The organism is Nonomuraea sp. B5E05, assembly GCF_039880665.1.
Taxonomy (GTDB): Bacteria; Actinomycetota; Actinomycetes; order Streptosporangiales; family Streptosporangiaceae; genus Nonomuraea.
On record NZ_JBDPMJ010000018.1, the window covers coordinates 61,361 to 80,131 of the forward strand.

At 70.1% G+C, this 18,771-nt stretch carries 21 protein-coding genes; 10 read left to right on the forward strand and 11 right to left on the reverse strand.

Annotation, left to right across the window (positions count from 1 at the left end; translation table 11 throughout):
• Positions 1–97: 97 nt before the first annotated feature.
• The 3 genes from ABGB01_RS29540 to ABGB01_RS29550 all read left to right on the forward strand — a co-directional run bounded on the left by ABGB01_RS29540 (position 98) and on the right by ABGB01_RS29550 (position 1,775).
• Positions 98–1,018: an AraC family transcriptional regulator gene (locus tag ABGB01_RS29540; RefSeq protein ID WP_347776802.1), complete on the forward strand. Its 921-nt coding sequence runs from the start codon at positions 98–100 to the stop codon at positions 1,016–1,018.
• The gene (locus ABGB01_RS29545) at positions 1,015–1,521 is read left to right on the forward strand and encodes an HAD domain-containing protein (RefSeq protein ID WP_347776803.1); all 507 of its coding nucleotides are present in this window, start codon (positions 1,015–1,017) and stop codon (positions 1,519–1,521) included. Before ABGB01_RS29540 ends, ABGB01_RS29545 begins: the two co-directional genes overlap by 4 nt.
• A gap of 62 nt (positions 1,522–1,583) precedes the next feature.
• A complete protein-coding gene (locus ABGB01_RS29550; protein WP_106243857.1) occupies positions 1,584–1,775 on the forward strand; it encodes a PspC domain-containing protein in 192 nt (63 codons plus the stop codon).
• Here the strand turns inward: ABGB01_RS29550 and ABGB01_RS29555 are convergent.
• The 3 genes from ABGB01_RS29555 to ABGB01_RS29565 all read right to left on the reverse strand — a co-directional run bounded on the left by ABGB01_RS29555 (position 1,760) and on the right by ABGB01_RS29565 (position 4,011).
• The gene (locus tag ABGB01_RS29555; protein WP_347776804.1) at positions 1,760–2,602 is read right to left on the reverse strand and encodes a CPBP family glutamic-type intramembrane protease; all 843 of its coding nucleotides are present in this window, start codon (positions 2,600–2,602) and stop codon (positions 1,760–1,762) included. The genes ABGB01_RS29550 and ABGB01_RS29555 overlap by 16 nt on opposite strands.
• A 294-nt stretch (positions 2,603–2,896) precedes the next feature.
• Positions 2,897–3,466, reverse strand: a complete 570-nt coding sequence (locus ABGB01_RS29560; protein ID WP_347776805.1) for a hypothetical protein — start codon at positions 3,464–3,466, stop codon at positions 2,897–2,899.
• Complete coding sequence (locus tag ABGB01_RS29565) at positions 3,463–4,011, reverse strand: sigma-70 family RNA polymerase sigma factor (RefSeq protein WP_347776806.1); 549 nt, start codon at positions 4,009–4,011, stop codon at positions 3,463–3,465. The genes ABGB01_RS29560 and ABGB01_RS29565 overlap by 4 nt, the downstream gene beginning before the upstream one ends.
• 493 nt (positions 4,012–4,504) lie before the next feature.
• On the opposite strand from ABGB01_RS29565, the gene lipB reads away from it, so the two are divergent.
• Positions 4,505–5,140: a lipoyl(octanoyl) transferase LipB gene (gene lipB, locus ABGB01_RS29570; RefSeq protein ID WP_347776807.1), complete on the forward strand. Its 636-nt coding sequence runs from the start codon at positions 4,505–4,507 to the stop codon at positions 5,138–5,140.
• 6 nt (positions 5,141–5,146) lie between these two features.
• Here the strand turns inward: lipB and ABGB01_RS29575 are convergent, their stop codons facing one another.
• The 3 genes from ABGB01_RS29575 to ABGB01_RS29585 form a co-directional block, all read right to left on the reverse strand.
• Entirely contained in the window at positions 5,147–5,536 is a 390-nt protein-coding gene (locus tag ABGB01_RS29575; RefSeq protein WP_347776808.1) for a type II toxin-antitoxin system VapC family toxin, read from the reverse strand.
• A complete protein-coding gene (locus ABGB01_RS29580; protein WP_347776809.1) occupies positions 5,533–5,760 on the reverse strand; it encodes an antitoxin in 228 nt (75 codons plus the stop codon). The genes ABGB01_RS29575 and ABGB01_RS29580 overlap by 4 nt, the downstream gene beginning before the upstream one ends.
• Before the next feature lie 153 nt (positions 5,761–5,913).
• On the reverse strand, positions 5,914–7,002 hold the full coding sequence (locus tag ABGB01_RS29585; RefSeq protein ID WP_347776810.1) for a bifunctional NAD(P)H-dependent oxidoreductase/GNAT family N-acetyltransferase: 1,089 nt from the start codon (positions 7,000–7,002) through the stop codon (positions 5,914–5,916).
• Positions 7,003–7,032: 30 nt separating this feature from the next.
• Here ABGB01_RS29585 and ABGB01_RS29590 point away from each other — a divergent pair, with 30 nt between their 5' ends.
• The gene (locus tag ABGB01_RS29590; RefSeq protein ID WP_347776811.1) at positions 7,033–7,497 is read left to right on the forward strand and encodes a MarR family transcriptional regulator; all 465 of its coding nucleotides are present in this window, start codon (positions 7,033–7,035) and stop codon (positions 7,495–7,497) included.
• Positions 7,498–7,576: 79 nt separating this feature from the next.
• Here ABGB01_RS29590 and ABGB01_RS29595 read toward each other — a convergent pair whose 3' ends face one another.
• Complete coding sequence (locus ABGB01_RS29595; protein ID WP_347776812.1) at positions 7,577–9,103, reverse strand: amino acid permease; 1,527 nt, start codon at positions 9,101–9,103, stop codon at positions 7,577–7,579.
• Between the two features lie 145 nt (positions 9,104–9,248).
• Positions 9,249–9,791: a type 1 glutamine amidotransferase domain-containing protein gene (locus ABGB01_RS29600; RefSeq protein WP_347776813.1), complete on the reverse strand. Its 543-nt coding sequence runs from the start codon at positions 9,789–9,791 to the stop codon at positions 9,249–9,251.
• Positions 9,792–10,178: 387 nt separating this feature from the next.
• On the opposite strand from ABGB01_RS29600, the gene ABGB01_RS29605 reads away from it, so the two are divergent.
• Genes ABGB01_RS29605 through ABGB01_RS29625 form a run of 5 tightly spaced genes read left to right on the forward strand, consistent with a single transcriptional unit; the run spans position 10,179 to position 15,760 of the window.
• Positions 10,179–11,858 (forward strand): ABC transporter substrate-binding protein, encoded by a 1,680-nt coding sequence (locus ABGB01_RS29605; RefSeq protein ID WP_347776814.1) that lies wholly within the window; start codon positions 10,179–10,181, stop codon positions 11,856–11,858.
• Entirely contained in the window at positions 11,855–12,910 is a 1,056-nt protein-coding gene (locus ABGB01_RS29610) for an ABC transporter permease (RefSeq protein ID WP_347776815.1), read from the forward strand. Before ABGB01_RS29605 ends, ABGB01_RS29610 begins: the two co-directional genes overlap by 4 nt.
• Positions 12,907–13,788: an ABC transporter permease gene (locus tag ABGB01_RS29615; protein WP_347776816.1), complete on the forward strand. Its 882-nt coding sequence runs from the start codon at positions 12,907–12,909 to the stop codon at positions 13,786–13,788. Before ABGB01_RS29610 ends, ABGB01_RS29615 begins: the two co-directional genes overlap by 4 nt.
• Positions 13,785–14,759 (forward strand): ABC transporter ATP-binding protein, encoded by a 975-nt coding sequence (locus ABGB01_RS29620; protein ID WP_347776817.1) that lies wholly within the window; start codon positions 13,785–13,787, stop codon positions 14,757–14,759. The genes ABGB01_RS29615 and ABGB01_RS29620 overlap by 4 nt, the downstream gene beginning before the upstream one ends.
• Positions 14,756–15,760 (forward strand): ABC transporter ATP-binding protein, encoded by a 1,005-nt coding sequence (locus ABGB01_RS29625; protein ID WP_347776818.1) that lies wholly within the window; start codon positions 14,756–14,758, stop codon positions 15,758–15,760. Before ABGB01_RS29620 ends, ABGB01_RS29625 begins: the two co-directional genes overlap by 4 nt.
• Positions 15,761–15,832: 72 nt before the next feature.
• Here ABGB01_RS29625 and ABGB01_RS29630 read toward each other — a convergent pair whose 3' ends face one another.
• The 3 genes from ABGB01_RS29630 to ABGB01_RS29640 form a co-directional block, all read right to left on the reverse strand.
• Positions 15,833–16,480 (reverse strand): response regulator transcription factor, encoded by a 648-nt coding sequence (locus ABGB01_RS29630; protein WP_347776819.1) that lies wholly within the window; start codon positions 16,478–16,480, stop codon positions 15,833–15,835.
• Between the two features lie 22 nt (positions 16,481–16,502).
• A complete protein-coding gene (locus ABGB01_RS29635) occupies positions 16,503–17,657 on the reverse strand; it encodes a histidine kinase (protein ID WP_347776820.1) in 1,155 nt (384 codons plus the stop codon).
• A 147-nt stretch (positions 17,658–17,804) separates the two neighbouring features.
• Complete coding sequence (locus tag ABGB01_RS29640; protein ID WP_347776821.1) at positions 17,805–18,629, reverse strand: NmrA family NAD(P)-binding protein; 825 nt, start codon at positions 18,627–18,629, stop codon at positions 17,805–17,807.
• Positions 18,630–18,771 lie beyond the last annotated feature (142 nt).

An 18,771-nucleotide genomic window follows, 5' to 3' on the forward strand; every position in this document is an offset into this window, starting at 1 on the left:
GGGGCCGAGCAGTTGCCCGGCCGCGGCCGTCCGCTGACGATATCCGTACGGCTGTCCGTGGTTGAGATGCGCAATCCGCTATGCGATCGTCTGACCCATGGACCAGCTCGCGGCGCTTCTCGACGGCCCGCGTGCCCGCGGCGCCTTCCTGCTCCGCTCGGTCCTCGATCCGCCCTGGTCGCTGCGCATCCAGGACGAGGCCCCGCTGTCGGTGATCGCCCAGGTGTCGGGCGAGTCGTGGATCGTGCTCGACGGGCGCGCACCCGCTCGCCTGCTGCCGGGTGAGGTCGCGGTCGTCCGAGGGCCGGAGCCGTACACCGTGGCCGACCACCCCGGCACCGAGCCGCAGGTCGTCATCCACCCCGGCCAGCACTGCGCGACGCCCGACGGACGGACGCTCGCCGGGACGATGGACCTGGGCGTGCGCACGTGGGGCAACGACCCCGACGGCGGCACCGTCATGCTGACCGGCACCTACAACCTGGAGGGCGCGGTCAGCAGGAGGCTGCTCGAAGCGCTGCCCCGGCTGATCGTGCAGCCCGGCGGCCCGATCATCACGCTGCTCACCGACGAGATCGTCAAGGACGAGCCCGGCCAGGAGGCCGTGCTCGACCGGCTGCTCGACGTGCTGCTCATCGCGGTGCTGCGGGCGTGGTTCGCCACCCACGAGGCGCCCGGCTGGTTCCGCGCCATGGGCGATCCGGTGGTGGGCCGGGCCATGCGGATGATGCACAACGACCCCGCCCATCCCTGGACGGTGGCCGGGCTGGCCGCCGAGGTGGGCGTGTCCAGGGCGTCTCTGGCCAGGCGCTTCACCGAGCTGGTCGGCGAGCCGCCGATGGCCTTCCTCACCGGCTGGCGGCTGGCCCTGGCCGCCGACCTGCTGCGCGAGCCCGGCACCACGATCGGCTCGGTCGCCAGGAAGGTCGGCTACGGCAGCCCGTTCGCGTTGAGCGCGGCGTTCAAGCGCGTCCACGGCGTCAGCCCGCAGGAACATCGGGCGGGAGCCCCGCTGTGAAGCCGCTGCTGCTGCTCGACGTCGACGGCGTGCTCAACCCGATGGGCCGGCCGACGCCCGGCTACCGGCGCTACCGGTGCACGATCGGGGGCGAGGTCTACACCGTGCACCTCAACCCCGGGCACGGTCGCAGGCTGCTCGACCTGGCCATCGCCACCGGGTCCGAGCTGGCCTGGGCGACCACGTGGGAGCAGCACGCCAATGACTGGATCGCGCCCAGGATCGGCCTGCCCTCGCTCCCCGTCATCCCGCTGACCACCGACCCCCCGAGCGAGCACGGCGAGATGTTCAAGACCCCGCACGTGGCCGCCTACGCCGGACGGCGGCCGTTCGTGTGGTTCGACGACCAGGTGTGGGCAGAGGACGAGAACTATCTCAGGGTGCGTCAGGGGCTGACCGACTTCCTGCTCATCCACGTGGACCCGATGCGAGGCCTGACCAGCCGACATCTGGGCATGGCAGAAGAGTGGCTGACCCTTACAGGGTTTTCTCAGGGTTCCTGACGGGAGTCCGTCGGACCGCTCGTCCGTTGTACGGGTAGGTCGTAACCACACGGAGGCATAGCATGTACCGCTCAAGAGAGCACAGGATTCTGGCCGGCGTCTGCGGCGGTCTCGCCGACAAGATGGGCCTTCCTCCCACCCTCGTCCGGATCCTCTGGCTGCTGCTCTCGCTCATCCCGGGGCCGCTCTGGGTGGTCTACGTGGCGATGTGGATCCTCGTCCCCGAGGAGCCGAAGGGTTACCGGGCGGCGTAACCCTCGGAGCGCCGGTCGTCGGTTCCGGGGGCGCCGATCTCGCGCCGGTGGCGTCCGTAACCGAGGCGTCCCCGAGTGGCCGCGATGACGACCAGCGCCAGGGCGATCTGCAGGGGCGTGCGGACCTGGCCCAGAGCGTCGCGTGCGTCCGCGCCGGCGAAGAAGCCCTGCACCACGAGACCCACGCAGTTGGCGGTCGCGTGGTGCAGCATCGCTATGAGCAGGCTGCCGCGCGTGTTGTTGAACAGCCACGTGAAGGTCACCGCCCCCGCGGTGACGCCGGCCGTGAACCACGCGAACACGGCGAGCATGCCCACCAGGTCCGGCGGGCTGCCGTTGTAGCCGGGAACCAGCAGGAAGACGGGCAGGTGCCAGACGGCGTGCAACGCCCCGAGCAGCAGCGATCCGAGCAGGGGCCCGAGGCGCTCCTGAAGGCCCGGCAGAGCGAAGCCGCGCCACCCCGGTTCCTCTCCGAGAGGGCCGCCGAGAACGAGGATGTGCGCGAAGGCGCCCAGGTACGTCAGGCCGAACCCCAGGGCGGGAGCTCCTACGACGTCGAGTGTGCCGACGTGAGCCAGAACTGCGGCCACGACGAGCAGGGGCCAGCCCAGGAGGACCGCGACGTACCACAGCGGCGAGACCCTCCACAGGACGAACCGCCTCAGGAGGCGGAGCACGCCCGCCCTGCCCTGCGTGACCGCCGTCATGACGAAGGCGGACAGGCACGGCCCGATCAGCGGTCCCAGGATTCCGCCGACTCCCATCATGGGGAGCCGCAGAACGCCGAACGCCAGGCCCATCCAGCACCAGGACAGAGTGAAGGTCATGAGGAAATAGCAGGAGAGGGGATGATCCCTCATGAGCCGGGCCGCTCGGTGCCAGGCTCGTCGTCCGCTGTGATGGACCGCAGCGTCTTCGGTGCTGGGCGGGTGTTCCATCTGGCTGCTCCCTTCCGATGGGCCGGTTCAGAGGAGGCAGTCTTCTGAGGTCGCGCTAACAGCGGCGTAACAGCCGGGCGTTCACGGCATGGTGGCCCGGCTCCGATCCGGAGCCGGGCCACCGCCGCGCCGGGCCGGAACCCCTCGGCCCTCCCTTTCGACGCAGTTCCCGTGAAGCGTCCGTTACGGCGTGACGTTCCAGTCGACGAGCGTGCAGGGCTTGACCGGACCGGCGATCACCTGAGCCTTGAAGCGCGCGGTGATGTTCGGCTCACCGGAGCCCTCCTTGTTCTCGGCGAACTCCATCACGAGGGTCTGGCCCTGGGCGACGTACCGGGGGTCGATGTCGACGCCTCCGGTCCGGACGCGGGCGGCCTTGTAGCTCACGGACTTGCGGAACTCCTCGATGCCGGCCGGTTCCCCGCCGACGACCGCCCCGCGCCCCGGCTCGCACTGCTTGCCGATCGGCACGTAGCTGACGTCGGCCCGGACGCCGACCTCCTTGAGGTCGCCCTCCAGCTTGTCGGCGTCCCTGAACTCGTTGATCTGGACGCTGATCGTGCCGTCGGTGTTCGTGCTCACGGCGTACGCGGGTGTCCCCGTGCCGGTCAGCAGGGGTAGGGCGACGGCGGCCACGGCGGCCATTCCGGCCACTCCCAGCACGGACCGCGTGCGGGTGAGGCGACGACGCCGGTCGGCGCGGGCGGCGATCTCGGTCTTCAGATCCATCAGCAACTGCTCCTCGAAGTTCATCGTGCTCCATCCATGACGAAGGACAGGTTGCGTAGCGTCCGGCGGGCGCGATGCAGGCGTACCTTGGCGGCGCCCTGGCGGATGCCGAGGGCGTGCGCCGCCTCCGTGACCGTGAGCTGGTCGATGGCGACCAGCTCCAGCATGGCGCGCTCGCCCTCCGGCAGCTCCTCCATGGCCGCGAAGGCCTTCCTGGCGTCCCGCTCCGCGTCGATGCGCTCCTCGAGCCTGGCGACGTCGTCGGCGGCCAGTTGCCGGCGGCCGTTCATCCGGTCCGATAACTGGTGCTGCCGGTAGACCCGCCGTCGCTCGGCTGAGATCGTGTTGCGGGCCACGCCGTACAACCATGCGATCTCCGTGCCCAGGTCGGCCCGGTAGGTGTGGGCCGAGTCGAGCACCGCGATGAACACCTCGGCCACCAGGTCCGCGACCGTGTGAGGGTCGTCGACGCGGCGGGCGAGAAAGCGGGTGACGGCATCGACATGTCGCCGGTAGAAGGCCTCGAAAGCCACAGGATCCGTGGCGATCTTCGGCTGTTTGCGACGCACCGGCCATGCTCCCTTCGTCGATTGACACCCCTGCTTGGTGAGAAGTGGCCGAAGGGTTACAAGGCTGGACGTCGCCGGTACGGATGGGTGTCCCGCAGGGCTGCGACCTTGGGCGCGATGACGGCGCTACCTGGCCTGGCCGTTGAGGAGCTTCGTCCAAAGCTTCTCAACGTTACCCTCCTTTCCTGGATGGGTTTCCCACACCAGCGAACCGGCCTCCAGCCGGTCGGTCTTGCGCACCCAGGCCAGCCCTGCGGCCGTAAGGCCATGGCTGGCCAGGGCCGGGCCTGCCTGTCTCGACCCGAACCTGGCCGCCTAACCTCCTGGTCGTGAAGATTGACCCGGATGGGCTGCAAGCGTCCTACCTGCAACTCGCGGACGCTCTGCCCGCCCGGATCGAGCGGCGCCCTGCGTGCTCGCCTGACCAGGGTCTGGGCAGAGGGCCGGGAAGGCGGTGTACTTCCCGTTCGCGACCCGGCTTATCCTCGAAGTCATGAGGGCTAGGCCGCTGACGCTCATCGAGGATGAGCTCGTCGACTACGACAAAGCTATGGAGCGCATGACCGACCTGGTCGGGCAGCGCCAGCGGGACGAACGACCGGACACGCTCTGGCTGCTGAGCCACCCCTCCGTCTACACGGTCGGCCGCCGCACCCCGCTCGACCACCTGCCCGACCCGGCGCGTGGCATCCCCGTGGTCGAGACCGGGCGCGGCGGGCAGCTCACCTACCACGGGCCCGGGCAACTGGTCGGCTACCTGATCGTCAAGCTCGACGACGACCAGGGCATCGTCGACTACGTCCGCGAGGTGGAGCTGCGGATGGTGGAGGCGCTGGGCAAGCTGGGCCTGCCGGCCGAGCGCCGCGACACGCCGCCCGGCTCCGAGCTGCTCACCGGCGTCTGGACGGCCGAGACCGGCCGCAAGGTCGTCTCCATCGGGATGCGGCAGAGCCGGGGCGTCACCAGCCACGGGTTCGCGCTCAACGTCGACGGCGACCTCACGCCGTGGGACTGGGCGGTCGCCTGCGGGATGCCCGACGTCGACATGACCTCGCTCAGGCGCGAGCTGGGCTCGGTCTCGATGGCCGACGTCCGCGCGGCCGTGGCCGCCGCCTTCGAAGCCGCCTGACCGGGGTCAGGCGCGCGGAAACACCTGCACGTCGGCGTTGTGCCCGCTTCCGACCAGCTTGCCGTCACAGGTGAGGAGGGGAGCCTCAAGTGCCTCGGCCAGCGCGAGATAAGAGGCGTCGTACGCGGTGTAGTTGTGCCGCAGCTCCCAAACCCGATCCGAGATACCCCTGATTTCGTAACGGGAGATGCTGAAGGCGAGATAGTTGGCCCGTGCCTGCTCTGCTGCGATCGTGGTCAACTTGCCGCCCAGTGCCAGTCCCCGGAGAGTCGAAAGCACCTCCACATCGAGCAGGTGTGGAGCATGGACGCTTGCTTGAAGGGCGTCAAGCAGCTCCGTGCTCGCCTCGCGGCCGGTCAGTGCCTCGATCATCGCTGATGAGTCAATGACAATCACCGCCTGCCCTCCGCGACGGCTTCGAGAATGTCGGCGGTCGTAGGCCCTTGAGAACGATCTTGCGCCTTCAGGCGCTTAACTATCTCGGCGTTGGTCGGACGGGCGGCGATATCGGCTAGCTCTCTGGCAACGTAGGCCGAAAGGGACATGCCTGCTTCGGCCGCACGCTCTTTCAGCGACTCGGCGACCGACTCGGGGACATCGCGGATGTAAAGCGTTGCCATGCACAAGATGCTAGCAGAGTGCAAGCACGTGGGCACGGCCCTGTACTTCCTGCCACGCCGCCCGGCTCCGAGCTGCTCACCGGCATCTGGACGGCCGAGACCGGTCCGCACGGCGTGCGGCTCCACCACGGTTCCGGCCGGGCGGCGGTTCCGTCACCTCGCCTCGGCCGGCTCGCGGACGGCGCCGTCCGCGGTGGCGGGCTTGGCGAGGAAGGCCGTGGAGCCGTCGGAGGACTCCGTGCGGTATCCCTGAGCATGGTAGAGGTTGTGGTTGCGCCGGCTCCGGGCGCCGGTGGCCAGCACGATGCGGCGGCAGGAGGCGTCGGCCGCGGCTTCGGCCTCGCGGAGCAGCCAGCGCCCCACGCCCTGGCCGCGCAGATCGGGGACGACGCCGAGGCGGCCCACGTGCCAGTCGTCGTCCACGCGGCGCGTGCGCACCATGCCCAGGAGGCGGCCGTCCCGCCACAGGCCCGTGGCCTGCCAGATGGCCAGCCACGCGCGGACCTGGTCCAGTGACTCCTCCAGGGCGGGGATGGCCAGGGTGTCGTTGGCCAGCGCCTCCTCCAGCCAGCAGCAACGCTGGAGCACCAGGACCTCCGGGGCGTCGTCCGGGGTCAGCGCTCTCACGTAGGACCCCGGCACCGGCCCAGGACCCGAGCGGGTCCGCTCGCGCATCGGGCGCAGCGCGTGGGCGAGGCGGGCGAGCTCGTCCAAGACGCCGATGGCGGCCCGGTCGCGGCCGGCGTCCGGGCGCACCCGTCCGTCGTCGAGGGCGTCGGCGATGCGCAGGGCGACCGTGGCGCCCAGCGGTACCAGCCGCAGCGTGGTCACCACCTGCTTGGCGTGCTGGACCGACCGGGTGCCCGCCGAGGTGTTGCCGTAACTGACGAACCCCATCGGTTTCCACGCCCACTCCCGGCCCAGGTAGTCGAGGGCGTTCTTGAAGGCCGCCGGCATGCCGTAGTTGTACTCGGGGGTGACCGCGATGAAGCCGTCGGCCGCGTCCACCATCGCGCTCCACCGCTTGGTGTGCTCGTGCCGGTAGAGGCCGGACGCCGGCTCTTCCTCCTCGTCCAGGAACGGCAGGGCGAGGTCGCCGAGCGCCACCGGCAGCAGCTCCACGCCCAGCTCCGTTGCCCGTGGCGCGATGGTGTCGATCAGCCACTGGCCGACCGCCGGGCCGAGGGCGCCGGGACGAGTGCTGCACATGAGGACGAGGACCCGCAGAGGTTTCGTTGACATGGAAATGAACCTAGCTGGTAACTTGTTTACATGTCAAAGAAAAGCTCGGGAGAGACGGTGCGCTGGCTCGACGCGGACGAGGAACGCGCCTGGCGCGCCCTGCGCCGCATGATGATCGCGATCCAGTCGCGCACCACGCACGACCTGGCCGCGATCGGCCTGTCAGAGCCCGACTACGAGGTGCTCAGCACGCTCTCCGAGCGCCCGGGCCGCACCAGCACGCTGCACGAGCAGGCCGCCAAGATGGGCTGGTCGCGCAGCCGCCTGTCGCGGCACGCCACCCGCATGGAAACCCGCGGTCTCGTACGGCGCGAGCCCGACCCGGACGACGGCCGGGGCTGTTATCTGGTCCTCACCGAGCACGGCATGGAAACGCTCGAGGAGGCCGCCCCGGCCCACCTGAAATCGGTCCGCCGCCACGTCATCGACCGGCTCTCGCCCGCGGACCTGTCCGCGCTGGAAGGCATCGCCCGCAAGCTCGAGGAACCCGCGTGAGCAGTGCCGGAGAGAGCGGGCCGCGCCGCTGCGCCGAGTCGTGGGTACGGCCCGCGGGGAGCCGTACCCACGATGAGCGTCAGGGGACGGGGACCTCGTCGATCGTGCGGCGGGGGCCCGTGAACCAGTGGCGGGCCGACAGCACCCACCACAGCGCGATGCCGATCAGCACCACCCCCACCGCGATCGGCGCGTAGTTGACCGACGTCCAGGTGAAGTCGGGGTTGCCGGGCACGCCCTCCGGCGAGAACGGCATGACGAAGTAGATCGAGACGATCACGATCTCGACGCAGGCGATCCAGCACAGCGCCTTGTACTTCCTGCCGAGCGTCCACGGGCCGGGGGTGAAGGCGTCGCCCATGCGCAGGCGGAGCCAGATCGGGATGAGGAACGCCAGGTAGAGCCCGATGACGGCGATCGACACGACCGCGTAGAACGCGACCGGCGTGGTCAGGCCGGGAGGGGCGTAGAGGGCGGGCAGCGTGATCAGCGCGGCGGTGACGCAGCCGCCGAGGATGGCGTTGACCGGGGTGCGGTTGCGGTCGACCCGCGACCACAGCCGCCAGCCGGGGATCGCGCCATCACGCGCGAACGCGTACGTCATCCGCGACATCGACGTCACGCAGCTCATCCCGCAGAAGAACTGGCCGACCGTGGAGATCGCGAAGATCGCGGTGGCCAGCGGCGACGACAGGGCCGTCTCGAAGATGGCGCCGACGAAACCGCCCTGCTCGTTGAGCGCGTCCACGTTCGTCGCGGCGAACAGGAACGACAGCAGCAGGATCCACCCGCCGATGGCCGAGTAGAAGATCGACTGCCACAGCCCGCGAGCGGCGCTCCTGGCCGCGCCCTGCGTCTCCTCCGACACGTGCGCGCAGGCGTCGAAGCCGGTGATCGTGTACTGGGTGAGCAGGAAGCCGAGCGGCAGCACGTACAGCCAGAAGGGCAGCCCTTCCGAGCCGGTGCCGAAGGAGCTGTCGTTGGTGCCGCCGAAGACGAAGCCGAGCGACTGGTGGTCGTCCGGCGCGAAGATCAGAATGGCGACGATGATCGCGGCGCCCGCGACGTGCCACCAGACCGAGACGTTCTGCAGCAGGGAGATGAGCCGGTGGCTGTAGATGTTGATCAGGGCGTGCAGCGCGAGGACGATCACGAACAGCAGGAACGTCTGCGGGAGCGTGCCCTCCCATGCTCCGCCGGTCAGCCGGTTGATGGTGATGTTGAGGAACGTCGCGCACCCGTAGTCGACGGACGCGGTGACGGCGATGAGGCCGATCAGGTTGAGCCACCCGGTGAACCAGCCGTGGATCGGTTTGCCCAGCTTGGCGGCCCACCAGTAGATGCCGCCCGCCGTCGGGTACGCCGACACCAGCTCCGACATGCAGAAGCCGATGATCAGGATGAACACGGAGATCAGCGGCCAGCCCCAGGAGATGGCGATGGGGCCGCCGTTGTTCCAGGCCTGTCCGAACGTGGTGAAACAGCCGGCGAGGATGGAGATGATCGAGAAGGAGATGGCGAAGTTCGAGAATCCGCTCCAGGTGCGGGCAAGCTCCTGCTTGTAGCCGAGTTCGGCGAGTCGCCTGGAATCCTCTTCAGTGGTCACTGAGGTCTCCCTGGGGGGATGGAGGACGCTCCATTTGGTCTACATCTAGACCATTTCTCTCCAGGGGACAAGGCGTTGACGCCGGTTCGACGACGGAGGGAGGGCGCCGGGTCCGGCGCCCTCCCTCTCCGTCAGTTCCGCGCTCCTATCCGAACGCGTCGGTCGCGGCCTGGCAGAAGGCCTTCAGGTCGTCCGGCTTGCGGCTGGTGACCAGCTTGTTGGGCCCAGCGGTGCACACCACGACCTCCTGGTCCACCCACGTGGCGCCGGCGTTGCGCAGGTCTGTCTGCAGGCTCGGCCAGGACGTCAGCGTGCGGCCGCGTACGACGTCCGCCTCGACCAGGGTCCACGGCGCGTGGCAGATCGACGCCACCGGCTTGCCCGCGTCGAAGAACGACCGCGCGAACTGCACGGCCTGCGGCACCGTACGCAGGAAGTCGGGGTTCGCCACGCCGCCGGGAAGCAGCAGGCCGTCGAAGGCGCCCACGTCGACGTTGTCGACCGTGTCGTCCACGGCGAACGTGTCGGCCTTGTCCAGGTGGTTGAACGCCTGGATCTGGCCCGGCGCGGTGGAGATCAGCCTGGGCGTGCCGCCCGCCTGCTTGACCGCCTTCCATGGCTCGGTGAGCTCGACCTGCTCGACTCCCTCAGGAGCGACGAGGAACGCGATGGTCTTGCCCTGCATCATGCGATCTCCCCCTTGGTTCCGGCTGTTTCCCGCCCCCTATCCGGTGGGTTCGGATGTATGCGGTCGCGTGCCCGGAAGGGTCGCCGTAGGGTGGGATGCCAGGTCACAGGTGTGCAGAGCGGGTTGAAAATTTACACCGCCAAAAGAAACGAAGGTGAAACAATTTTCCGCCACGCGTTGACACACGGTCTCCGTATGGTGTGCCTTTCTCTACACAGGAACCCCCCGCCTGAAGGTGAGGCACATATGAGGAAATGGCTCGCACGCCTGGCTGCGCTGGGCGTCGCGCTCTTAGTAGCAGGTCAGGGCACGACAATGGCCCTTGCTCAGGAACCGACGGCGGGGAAGAAGATCGTTCGCGTCGGTGCCACGCAGTCGATGGACTCCATGAACCCGTTCCTGGCGGTCCGCCTGGTCTCCACGTCGATCCACCGCTGGATGTACGGCTTCCTCACGGTCCCCGACTCCAAGACGCTCCAGCCCAGCGCCGACCTGGCCGAGTCGTGGGAGACCTCGGAGGACGGCCTCACGTGGACGTTCAAGATCCGTGAGGCCAAGTGGTCCGACGGCAAGCCGATCACGGCCGAGGACGCCGCCTTCACGTTCAACAAGATCATGACGGACGAGGCGGCCAAGACCGCCAACGGCCCGGCGGTGGAGAACTTCGAGAGCGTCACGGCCAACGGCCAGGAGCTGACGATCAAGCTCAAGTCGCCGCAGGCGTCCATGCTCGAGAACCCCGTCCCGATCGTGCCCAAGCACGTCTGGGAGTCGGTCACCGACATGGCCAACCACGACGCCGAGACGTACCCCACGGTGAGCAGCGGCCCGTACTTCGCGACCGAGCACAAGAAGGACCAGTACGTCAAGCTGCAGGCCAACCCCAACTACTGGCGGGGCAAGGCCAAGGTCGACGAGCTGCAGGTCATCTTCTACGACAACCCCCAGGCCGCGATCGCCGCGCTGCAGAAGGGCGAGATCGACCTGATCGGCCGGCTGGACCCGCCGGAGTTCAAGGCCATCCAGAACGACCCCAACATCGAGGCCTGGAACACCGACGGCCGGCGGGCGAGCTACCTGCAGATCAACCACGGCGCCACCACCACCGACGACAAGCCCCTCGGCGACGGCCACCCCGCGCTGAAGGACGTCAAGGTGCGCCAGGCGCTGCACTACGCCATCGACAAGCAGAAGCTGGTCGACGAGGTGTGGGACGGCCTGGCCAAGCCGGCCGACGGCTCGATCGTGCCGCCGATGTACAAGGACTTCTTCTGGGAGGCCACCGGCGACACCAAGGTCACCTACGACCCGGCCAAGGCCAACCAGATCCTCGACGACGCCGGCTACAAGAAGGGCGCCGACGGCGTCCGCACGATGCCCGACGGTGACCGCAAGCTGGAGTTCCGCTTCAGCATCCACACCGACACCCCGCTCGAGGACAAGCTCGCCGAATACCTGACCGGGTTCTTCAAGGAGATCGGCATCACGCTGACCACCAAGAAGCTCGAATCCAGCAAGTTCACGGAGGAGACGGGCTACACCGGCCTGTTCGACATCGCGATCAGCGGCTGGTCGGTCAACCCCGACCCCGAGGAGGTCCTGGCGACGCACCTGTGCTCGCGCCGGCCCACCAAGGACGGCGAGGGCGGCGGCACCGAGTCGTTCTACTGTGACGAGACCTTCGAGAAGCTCTACAAGGAGCAGCTGACGGAGCTCGACCGGCCCAAGCGGGCCGAGATCATCAAGCAGATGCAGGAGCGCCTCTACACCGACGCCCCGGTCATCGCGATCTACTACACGAACGACCTCGAGGGCTACCGCAAGGACCGGATCACCAGCATCACCCCCATCCCCGAGGACAAGGGCCTGCTCTACGGCGGCAGCGGCTACTGGCCGTTCTACACCGTCGACGTCAAGGCCACGGGGGCGAGCGCAGCCGGCGGCGACGGCGGCGGCGGATCGAACACCGGCGTCATCGCCGGTGTCGTCGCCGCGGTGCTGGTCATCGGGCTGGGTGGCTTCTACCTGAGCAGGCGGCGCAAGAGCGTCGCAGACGAGCGCGAATGACCGCTCCGCTCGAAGCGGCAGAGCCCGCCGCCGCGCAGGCGGCGGGCCCTGGTGACGAGCGCCCCACCCGCGGCGGCACGCTGCGCTACGCGCTGTCGAAGGCCGGTGGGGCGCTGTTCAGCATCGCCATGGTGATCGTCGGCACGTTCTTCCTGTTCCGGATGTTGCCCGGCGACCCCGTACGCAGCCTGGCGCAGGGCCGCAACATGACCCCGGCCCAGCTCGACCTCGAACGCAGCCGGCTCGGCCTGGACAAGCCGCTGATCGAGCAGTTCTTCAAGTTCGTCGGCGACACGCTCCGCCTCGACCTCGGCATGTCGTACGAGTACAAGCGTCCCGTCCTCGACCTGATCGGCGAGCGGCTCGGCCCGACCCTGCTGCTCGCGGGAACGGGCCTGGTCATCGCCGTCAGCCTCGGCATCTGGCAGGGCACGCGGGCCGGCTGGCGCAGCGGCAGCGCGTTCGACCGCTTCTCCACCGGCGCGTCGCTGCTGCTGTGGTCGGTGCCGACGTTCTGGCTCGGGCTGCTGCTCATGATGGTCTTCGGGGTGGGCATCGGGCCGATCCCCGGCGTCTTCCCGTTCCGCGGCATCGAGAGCGTGGACGCGCCCGACGGGTTCGCCTACGTGCTCGACGTGGCCTCCCACATGGTGCTCCCGTGCCTGACGCTGGTCGCCGTGGTCTACGCCCAGTACCTCCTGGTCATGCGCTCGTCGCTGCTGGAGGAGGTCAGCCAGGACTACGTGACCGTGGCCAGGGCCAAAGGGCTGCGCGACGACGACGTACGCCGCCGCCACGCCGTGCCCAACGCCCTGCTGCCCACGGTGACGCTCGTGTTCATGCGCGTCGGCTTCGTGGTCGGCGGAGCCGTCACCGTCGAAACGATCTACACCTGGCCGGGGCTCGGCCAGCTGTTCTACGAAGCGATCAGCGTGCCCGACTTCACGCTCATGCAGGGCACGTTCCTGCTGATCACGGTGGCGGTGATCGTCATGAACACGCTGGCCGACGTGGTCTACCACATGCTCGACCCGAGAGTGAGGTCGGCATGACCAGTGTCGCCACGACCCGCAGGCGGCAGGCGCTGAGCCGCTTCTGGGCCGATTTCCGCAGCCACCGGGCCGGCGTCGCCGGCGTGGTCGTGCTCGTCGTCGCCGTGGTGCTCGCGCTGGTCGCCCCGCTGTTCATCGACGAGAGCGTGACCAGCGTCATCGACACCACCGGGGACGACTTCGACGCGCCCAGCCTGGCGTTCCCGTTCGGCACCGACGAGTCCGGCCGCTCCATCCTGCTGATGGTCTGGTGGGGTTCGCGCACGTCGCTGCTCATCGGGTTCCTCGCCGCCCTGCTGAGCATCGTGATCGGCATGGTCGTCGGCATCGCCGCCGGCCACTTCCGCGGCTGGCTTGGCGCCGTGCTCATGCGCGTCACCGACTGGTTCCTCGTCCTGCCCTCGCTGGTCACCGCCCTGGTGCTGGCGGCGATCCTGGGCGGCAGCACGTTCACGATCATCATGGCCATCGGCATCACCACCTGGCCGTCGACCGCCCGGCTGATCAGGGCGCAGACGCTGGCCGTGGAGTCCAGGCCGTACATCGAGCGCTCCAAGGCGCTCGGAGCCGGCCACTGGCACATCACGACCCGCCACGTGCTGCCCAACGTGGCGCCGCTGCTGCTGGCCAGCACCACGCTGGAGGTGGCCAGCGCCATCGTGACCGAGTCGACGCTGGCCTTCCTCGGCGCCAGCGCCAACAAGACCTCGTGGGGGACCATGCTTCGCGGCTCGTACGACTTCGGCGCGGCCAACGAGGGCGCCTGGTGGTACATCCTCATCCCCGGCCTGGCCATCCTCGCCGTCGTCATGGCGTTCACCCTGGTCGGCCGGGCCCTGGAGGCCGTGCTCAACCCCCGGCTGAGGAGGGCCGCATGAATCTCCTCGAACTCGACGACGTCTCGGTGACCTACCGCATCGCCTCCGGCGAGGTGCCGGCCGTACGCGGGGTGTCGCTGACGCTCGACTCCGGGGCGGCACTCGGAGTCGCCGGCGAGTCGGGGTCCGGCAAGTCGACGCTGGCCATGGCGTTGCTGCGGCTGCTGCCGCGGGACGCGCGCGTCGGTGGCCGGATCCTGCTCGACGGCGAGGACGTGCTCACCATGAAGTGGGGCCGCATGCGGGCCGTACGCTGGGCCGAGGCCTCGATCGTGTTCCAGGGCGCGCAGCACGGGCTCAACCCGGTGCGCAAGATCGGCGACCAGATCGCCGAGCCGCTGCTGGTCCACGGCCAGGCCAAGCCGGAGGCGGCCCGCAAGCGCGTGGCCGAGCTGCTCGACCAGGTCGGCCTGCCGACCTGGCGGGCCCGCAGCTACCCGCACGAGCTGTCCGGCGGGCAGCGGCAGCGCGTGATGATCGCGATGGCCCTGGCCTGCTCGCCCCGCCTGATCATCGCCGACGAGCCGACCACCGCGCTCGACGTCATGGTGCAGGCCCAGGTGCTGACCCTGATCAAGGACCTGGTCGCCGAGCACGGCATCTCGCTCATCATGATCTCGCACGACCTGTCCGTCCTCGCCGACGTGTGCGACCGGCTCGCGGTCATGTACGCGGGCCGCATCGTCGAGCAGGGCCCGTCAGGCGAGGTGTTCCACGACGCCGAGCACCCCTACAGCAAGGCGCTGGCGGCGGCGTTCCCGACGGTGGGCGACCCGGCCGCGCGGCTTGCGCCGAAGGGCCTCGGCGGCGACCCGCCGGACCCGATGCAGCTCCCGACCGGCTGCTCGTTCCACCCACGCTGCCCGGTCGCGCTCGACGAGTGCGCCACCCTCGACGTGGAGCTGTGGCCGGCCGGCGAGCACCGCACGGCCGCCTGCGTACACGTCAGGGCGAAGGAGGAGGCCTCATGACGGAGACGCAGGCCCCGAAGGAGAAGGTCTCGACCGCGGGGCCGAGCCTGCTGGAGGCCCGCGACCTGCACGTGGAGTTCGTCGCGCGTGGCCGGCGCGCCCGCGCGGTCGACGGCGTCAACCTGTCGATCGGCGAGGGCGAGATCGTGGCCCTGGTCGGCGAGTCCGGCTGCGGCAAGACCACGCTGGCCCGCACCCTGCTCGGCCTCGAACGGCCCACCTCGGGCGAGGTCCGCTACGGCGGCACGGCGCTCGACTACGGCTCCAAGGCGCTCAAGGCCTACCGCAGGCAGGTGCAGCTCGTCCTGCAGGACCCGACGGGCTCGCTCAACCCCCGGCACACCGTCTACGAGGCGGTGGCGGAGGGGCCGCGCATCCACGGCCTGGCCGACGAGGAGAGCGCCGTCGCCTCGGCGCTGTCCAGAGCCGGGCTTCGGCCGCCCGAGCGGTTCTTCCTGCGCTACCCGCACGAGCTCTCCGGTGGCCAGCGGCAGCGCGTGGTGATCGCCGGGGCCCTCGCGCTCAACCCGCAGGTGCTGGTCGCCGACGAGCCGGTCGCCTCGCTGGACGCCTCCGTTCGCGGCGAGATCCTCGCCCTGATGCTCAAACTCAGGGAGGACCTCGGCCTGTCGGCGCTGGTCGTCACCCACGACCTGGGGCTGGCCTGGAACATCGCCGACCGGGTCGCGGTCATGTACCTCGGCAGGATCGTCGAGTCGGGGCCCGTCGAGCAGGTGCTGACCGCGCCGCGCCACCCGTACACGCAGGCGCTGATGTCGGTGCTGCCGGAGTCGCCGGAGCGGGTGGTGCTGACCGGCGAGCCACCCGACCCGACCAGGATCCCCGGCGGTTGCCGCTTCCACGCCCGCTGCCAGGTGCTCGCCTCCGGCAGGGCGGCCGAGGCGGGGGTCGACGGCAAGTGCCGCTCGGAGCTCCTCGACATCCTGCCGGCCGTGCCCGGGGCGCAGGCCGCCTGCCACTACGCGAACACCGCCGGCTAGCCACGGCCGGGCGTTCGTGGACCAGGACGGCGGCCCTGCCCGAAGCCGGCGTGGCGCACCAGGACGGCGGCTCTAGCCGAGGTCGGCGTCGTGGACCAGGATGGCGGCCTGGACCCGGTTGGCCAGGCCCAGCTTGGCCAGCACCCGGCTCACGTGCGCCTTCACCGTGGCCTCCGTCAGGCGCAGCTCGCGGCCGATCTCGGCGTTGGACAGGCCGCGGGCCACGGCCCTGACCACGTCCTCCTCCCGTCCGGTGAGCCCGGCGAGCTGCCTGCGCGCGGCCTCGGCGCGTGAAGGGGCACGATCCACGTACGAGGCCAGCAGGCGCTTGGTCACCGACGGGGAGAGCATGGCCTGGCCGCCCGCGACCGTACGCACGGCGGCGGCCAGCTCCCGCGGCGGGGTGTCCTTGAGCAGGAACCCGACCGCGCCCAGGCGGAGCGCCTCGTGCACGTACTCGTCCAGGTCGAACGTCGTCAGCATGACCAGCTTGGGCGGGTCGGGCACGGCCAGCAGCCGGGCGGCGGCGGTCAGGCCGTCCATGCCCGGCATGCGCACGTCCATCAACACGACCTCGGGCCGCAGCCGCCGCGCCGCCGCCACGGCCTCGGCGCCGTCACGGGCCTCGCCGACGATCGCGATGTCACCGGCGGCCTCCAGGATCAGCCGCAACCCCGACCGTACGAGCTCCTCGTCGTCCACGACGAGCACCCTGATCATCGGAACCTCCTTGTGCTGCGGGTCACGCCGGGATCCTGGCGCTCACCAGGAAGCCGCCGCCCTCCTCGGCGTTGGCGCGCAGGGTGCCGCCGAGCAGCTCGACGCGTTCCCGGAGCCCGATCAGGCCCCAGCCCGCGCCGGGCAGCTCCTCGTACGGCGACCCCGGCTCCCTGTGCGGCGGCCGGGGCGCCTCGTTGCGCACCTCCACCTCCAGCGCGTCGCTCCCGAAGCGGATGCGCACGTCCGCGCCGGCGTTCCCGGCGTGCTTGTGCACGTTGGTGAGCGCCTCCTGGACCACGCGGTACGCCGTCCGCTCCACGGTCGCCTCCACCGGCCGCGTCTCGCCCTCGTCGTGCCTGGTCACCGCGATGCCCAGGGCGCGGGTCTGGTCGAGCAGCCGGTCGAGGTCGTCCAGCGTGGGCGGCGGCCGCAAATCCTCCGGCGCGCCCGCGCCCAGCAGGCTCTGTGGAGGGGAGCGGAGCACCCCGAGCACGTCGCGCAGGTTGGCCAGCGCCTCCCGCCCGATCCCCGCGATCATGGCGGCCGACCGCGCGGTCTCGTCGTCGGCCGCCCGCATCTCCATCGCCCCGGCGTGCAGGACGATCAGTGAGACCCGGTGCGCGACCACGTCGTGCATCTCCCTGGCGATCCTGGCCCGCTCCTGAGCCCTGGCCTGCTCGGCGCGCATGACCTGCTCGCGTTCCAGCCGCTCGGCCCGCTCCCTGGCCGCTTCCAGGACCTCGCGGCGGGCGCGTACCCAGAGACCGAGCGCCAGCGGCAGCCCGATCACGGCCAGCGCCATGGCCACCGCGTTGGCCGGGCTCGCGGTGGCGAGCCGGTGAGGGCCGTCCTGCCACTCGCCGACCAGCGCGGAGATCCCGCACACCGCCAGGCAGCCGCCGAGGTAGGCGGCTATGCCGCGGCCCCTGCTCAGCGTGAGGCCCGCGTAGTAGGACGCGACCATCAGCGGCGGCCACATCACCAGCCAGGCGTACCCGACGGCGCCCACGACGGCCAGCGGCCACCAGGACCGCCTGACCTGCCAGGCGGCCAGGCCCGCGGCGGCGGCGATCGCGACCAGCACCGGGAGGGGCATGCTAGACGCCACCCCGACCTGCCCGTGCACCACGAGCAGCGAGGCCGCGAACACACCGGAGCCGAGCAGGACGAACCGCATGTCCACAGCGTATGGGGCGGCCGGCGAGATGTATGACGACGAAAGTAGTAACCGCCGCTCGCCGATCGAGGGAGAGCGAATCGGGAGGGCGTCGAGCTGCCTCGACCGGGGCCCGCCTGCTGCGCGGGCGCCGGTCGAGGGCATGGATCACGCGCGGAAGGCGCCGGCGTTCTCCGAGGCCCACTGGGCGAAGCCGCGCGCCTCCCGGCCGGTGACCTCACGCACGGTCGGCACCACCGTGTAGCCGACCTCGGGGGTGTTGCCGAGCGCGTCCACCAGGAACTCGATGGTCTGCTCGCCCATGCCGTCGGCGGCCCACTTCGCCCTGGCCTCGTCGACCGTCAGCTCGACGAACGCGACGTCCCTGCCGATCGCGTTCGCCAGGATCGCCACCTTCTCCCTGGTCGTGATCGCCTCGGGGCCCGTCAGCGTGTACGCCTTACCGCCGTGTCCCCCCTCGACCAGCACCTTCGCGGCCACAGCGGCGATGTCGCGCTCGTGCACCAGCGCGCTCAGCCGGTCGCCGAACGGCTCCTTGATGACGCCTTCCGCCCTGACCGAGTGGGCCCACCACCGCAGCGTGTTGGACATGAACTCGACCGGGTGGAGCAGCGTCCACTCCAGGTCGGTCGCGGCGAGCGCCTGCTCCAGGGTGCCGTCCTCGCGTCCGCCGAGCACCGTGGCCCGCCGTACGCCCGCCTTGACGGCCAGGGCGACGAGTTCGGCGCCGTCGGGCAGGGGAGCGTAGTCGTCGCCCGCGAAGTTGATGAAGTGCACGCCGGTGACGCCGTCGAAGACGCCGTGCAGGGAGCGGGGATCGGCGAGGTCTCCGGCGACGACCTCGACGCCTTCGGGGAGGGCGGCCTTGGCAGGGTTCCTGGTGAGGGCCCGAACCGGCCGGCCGGCTTCGAGGAGCTCCTCGACGACGTGACGGCCGACGGTCCCGGTGGCCCCGGTGACGAGCATGGTCATGCGAACCCCTTCAACACATTGGAACGGAACGTTCTACTCTCATGTTAGCAGAACGGAATGATTCATTCCATAAGTTGTCCGGGCAACGCGCTGCAGGGCCGCGACTGGTCACGGCCCTGCGTATGAGCACGTCATGGCGGCG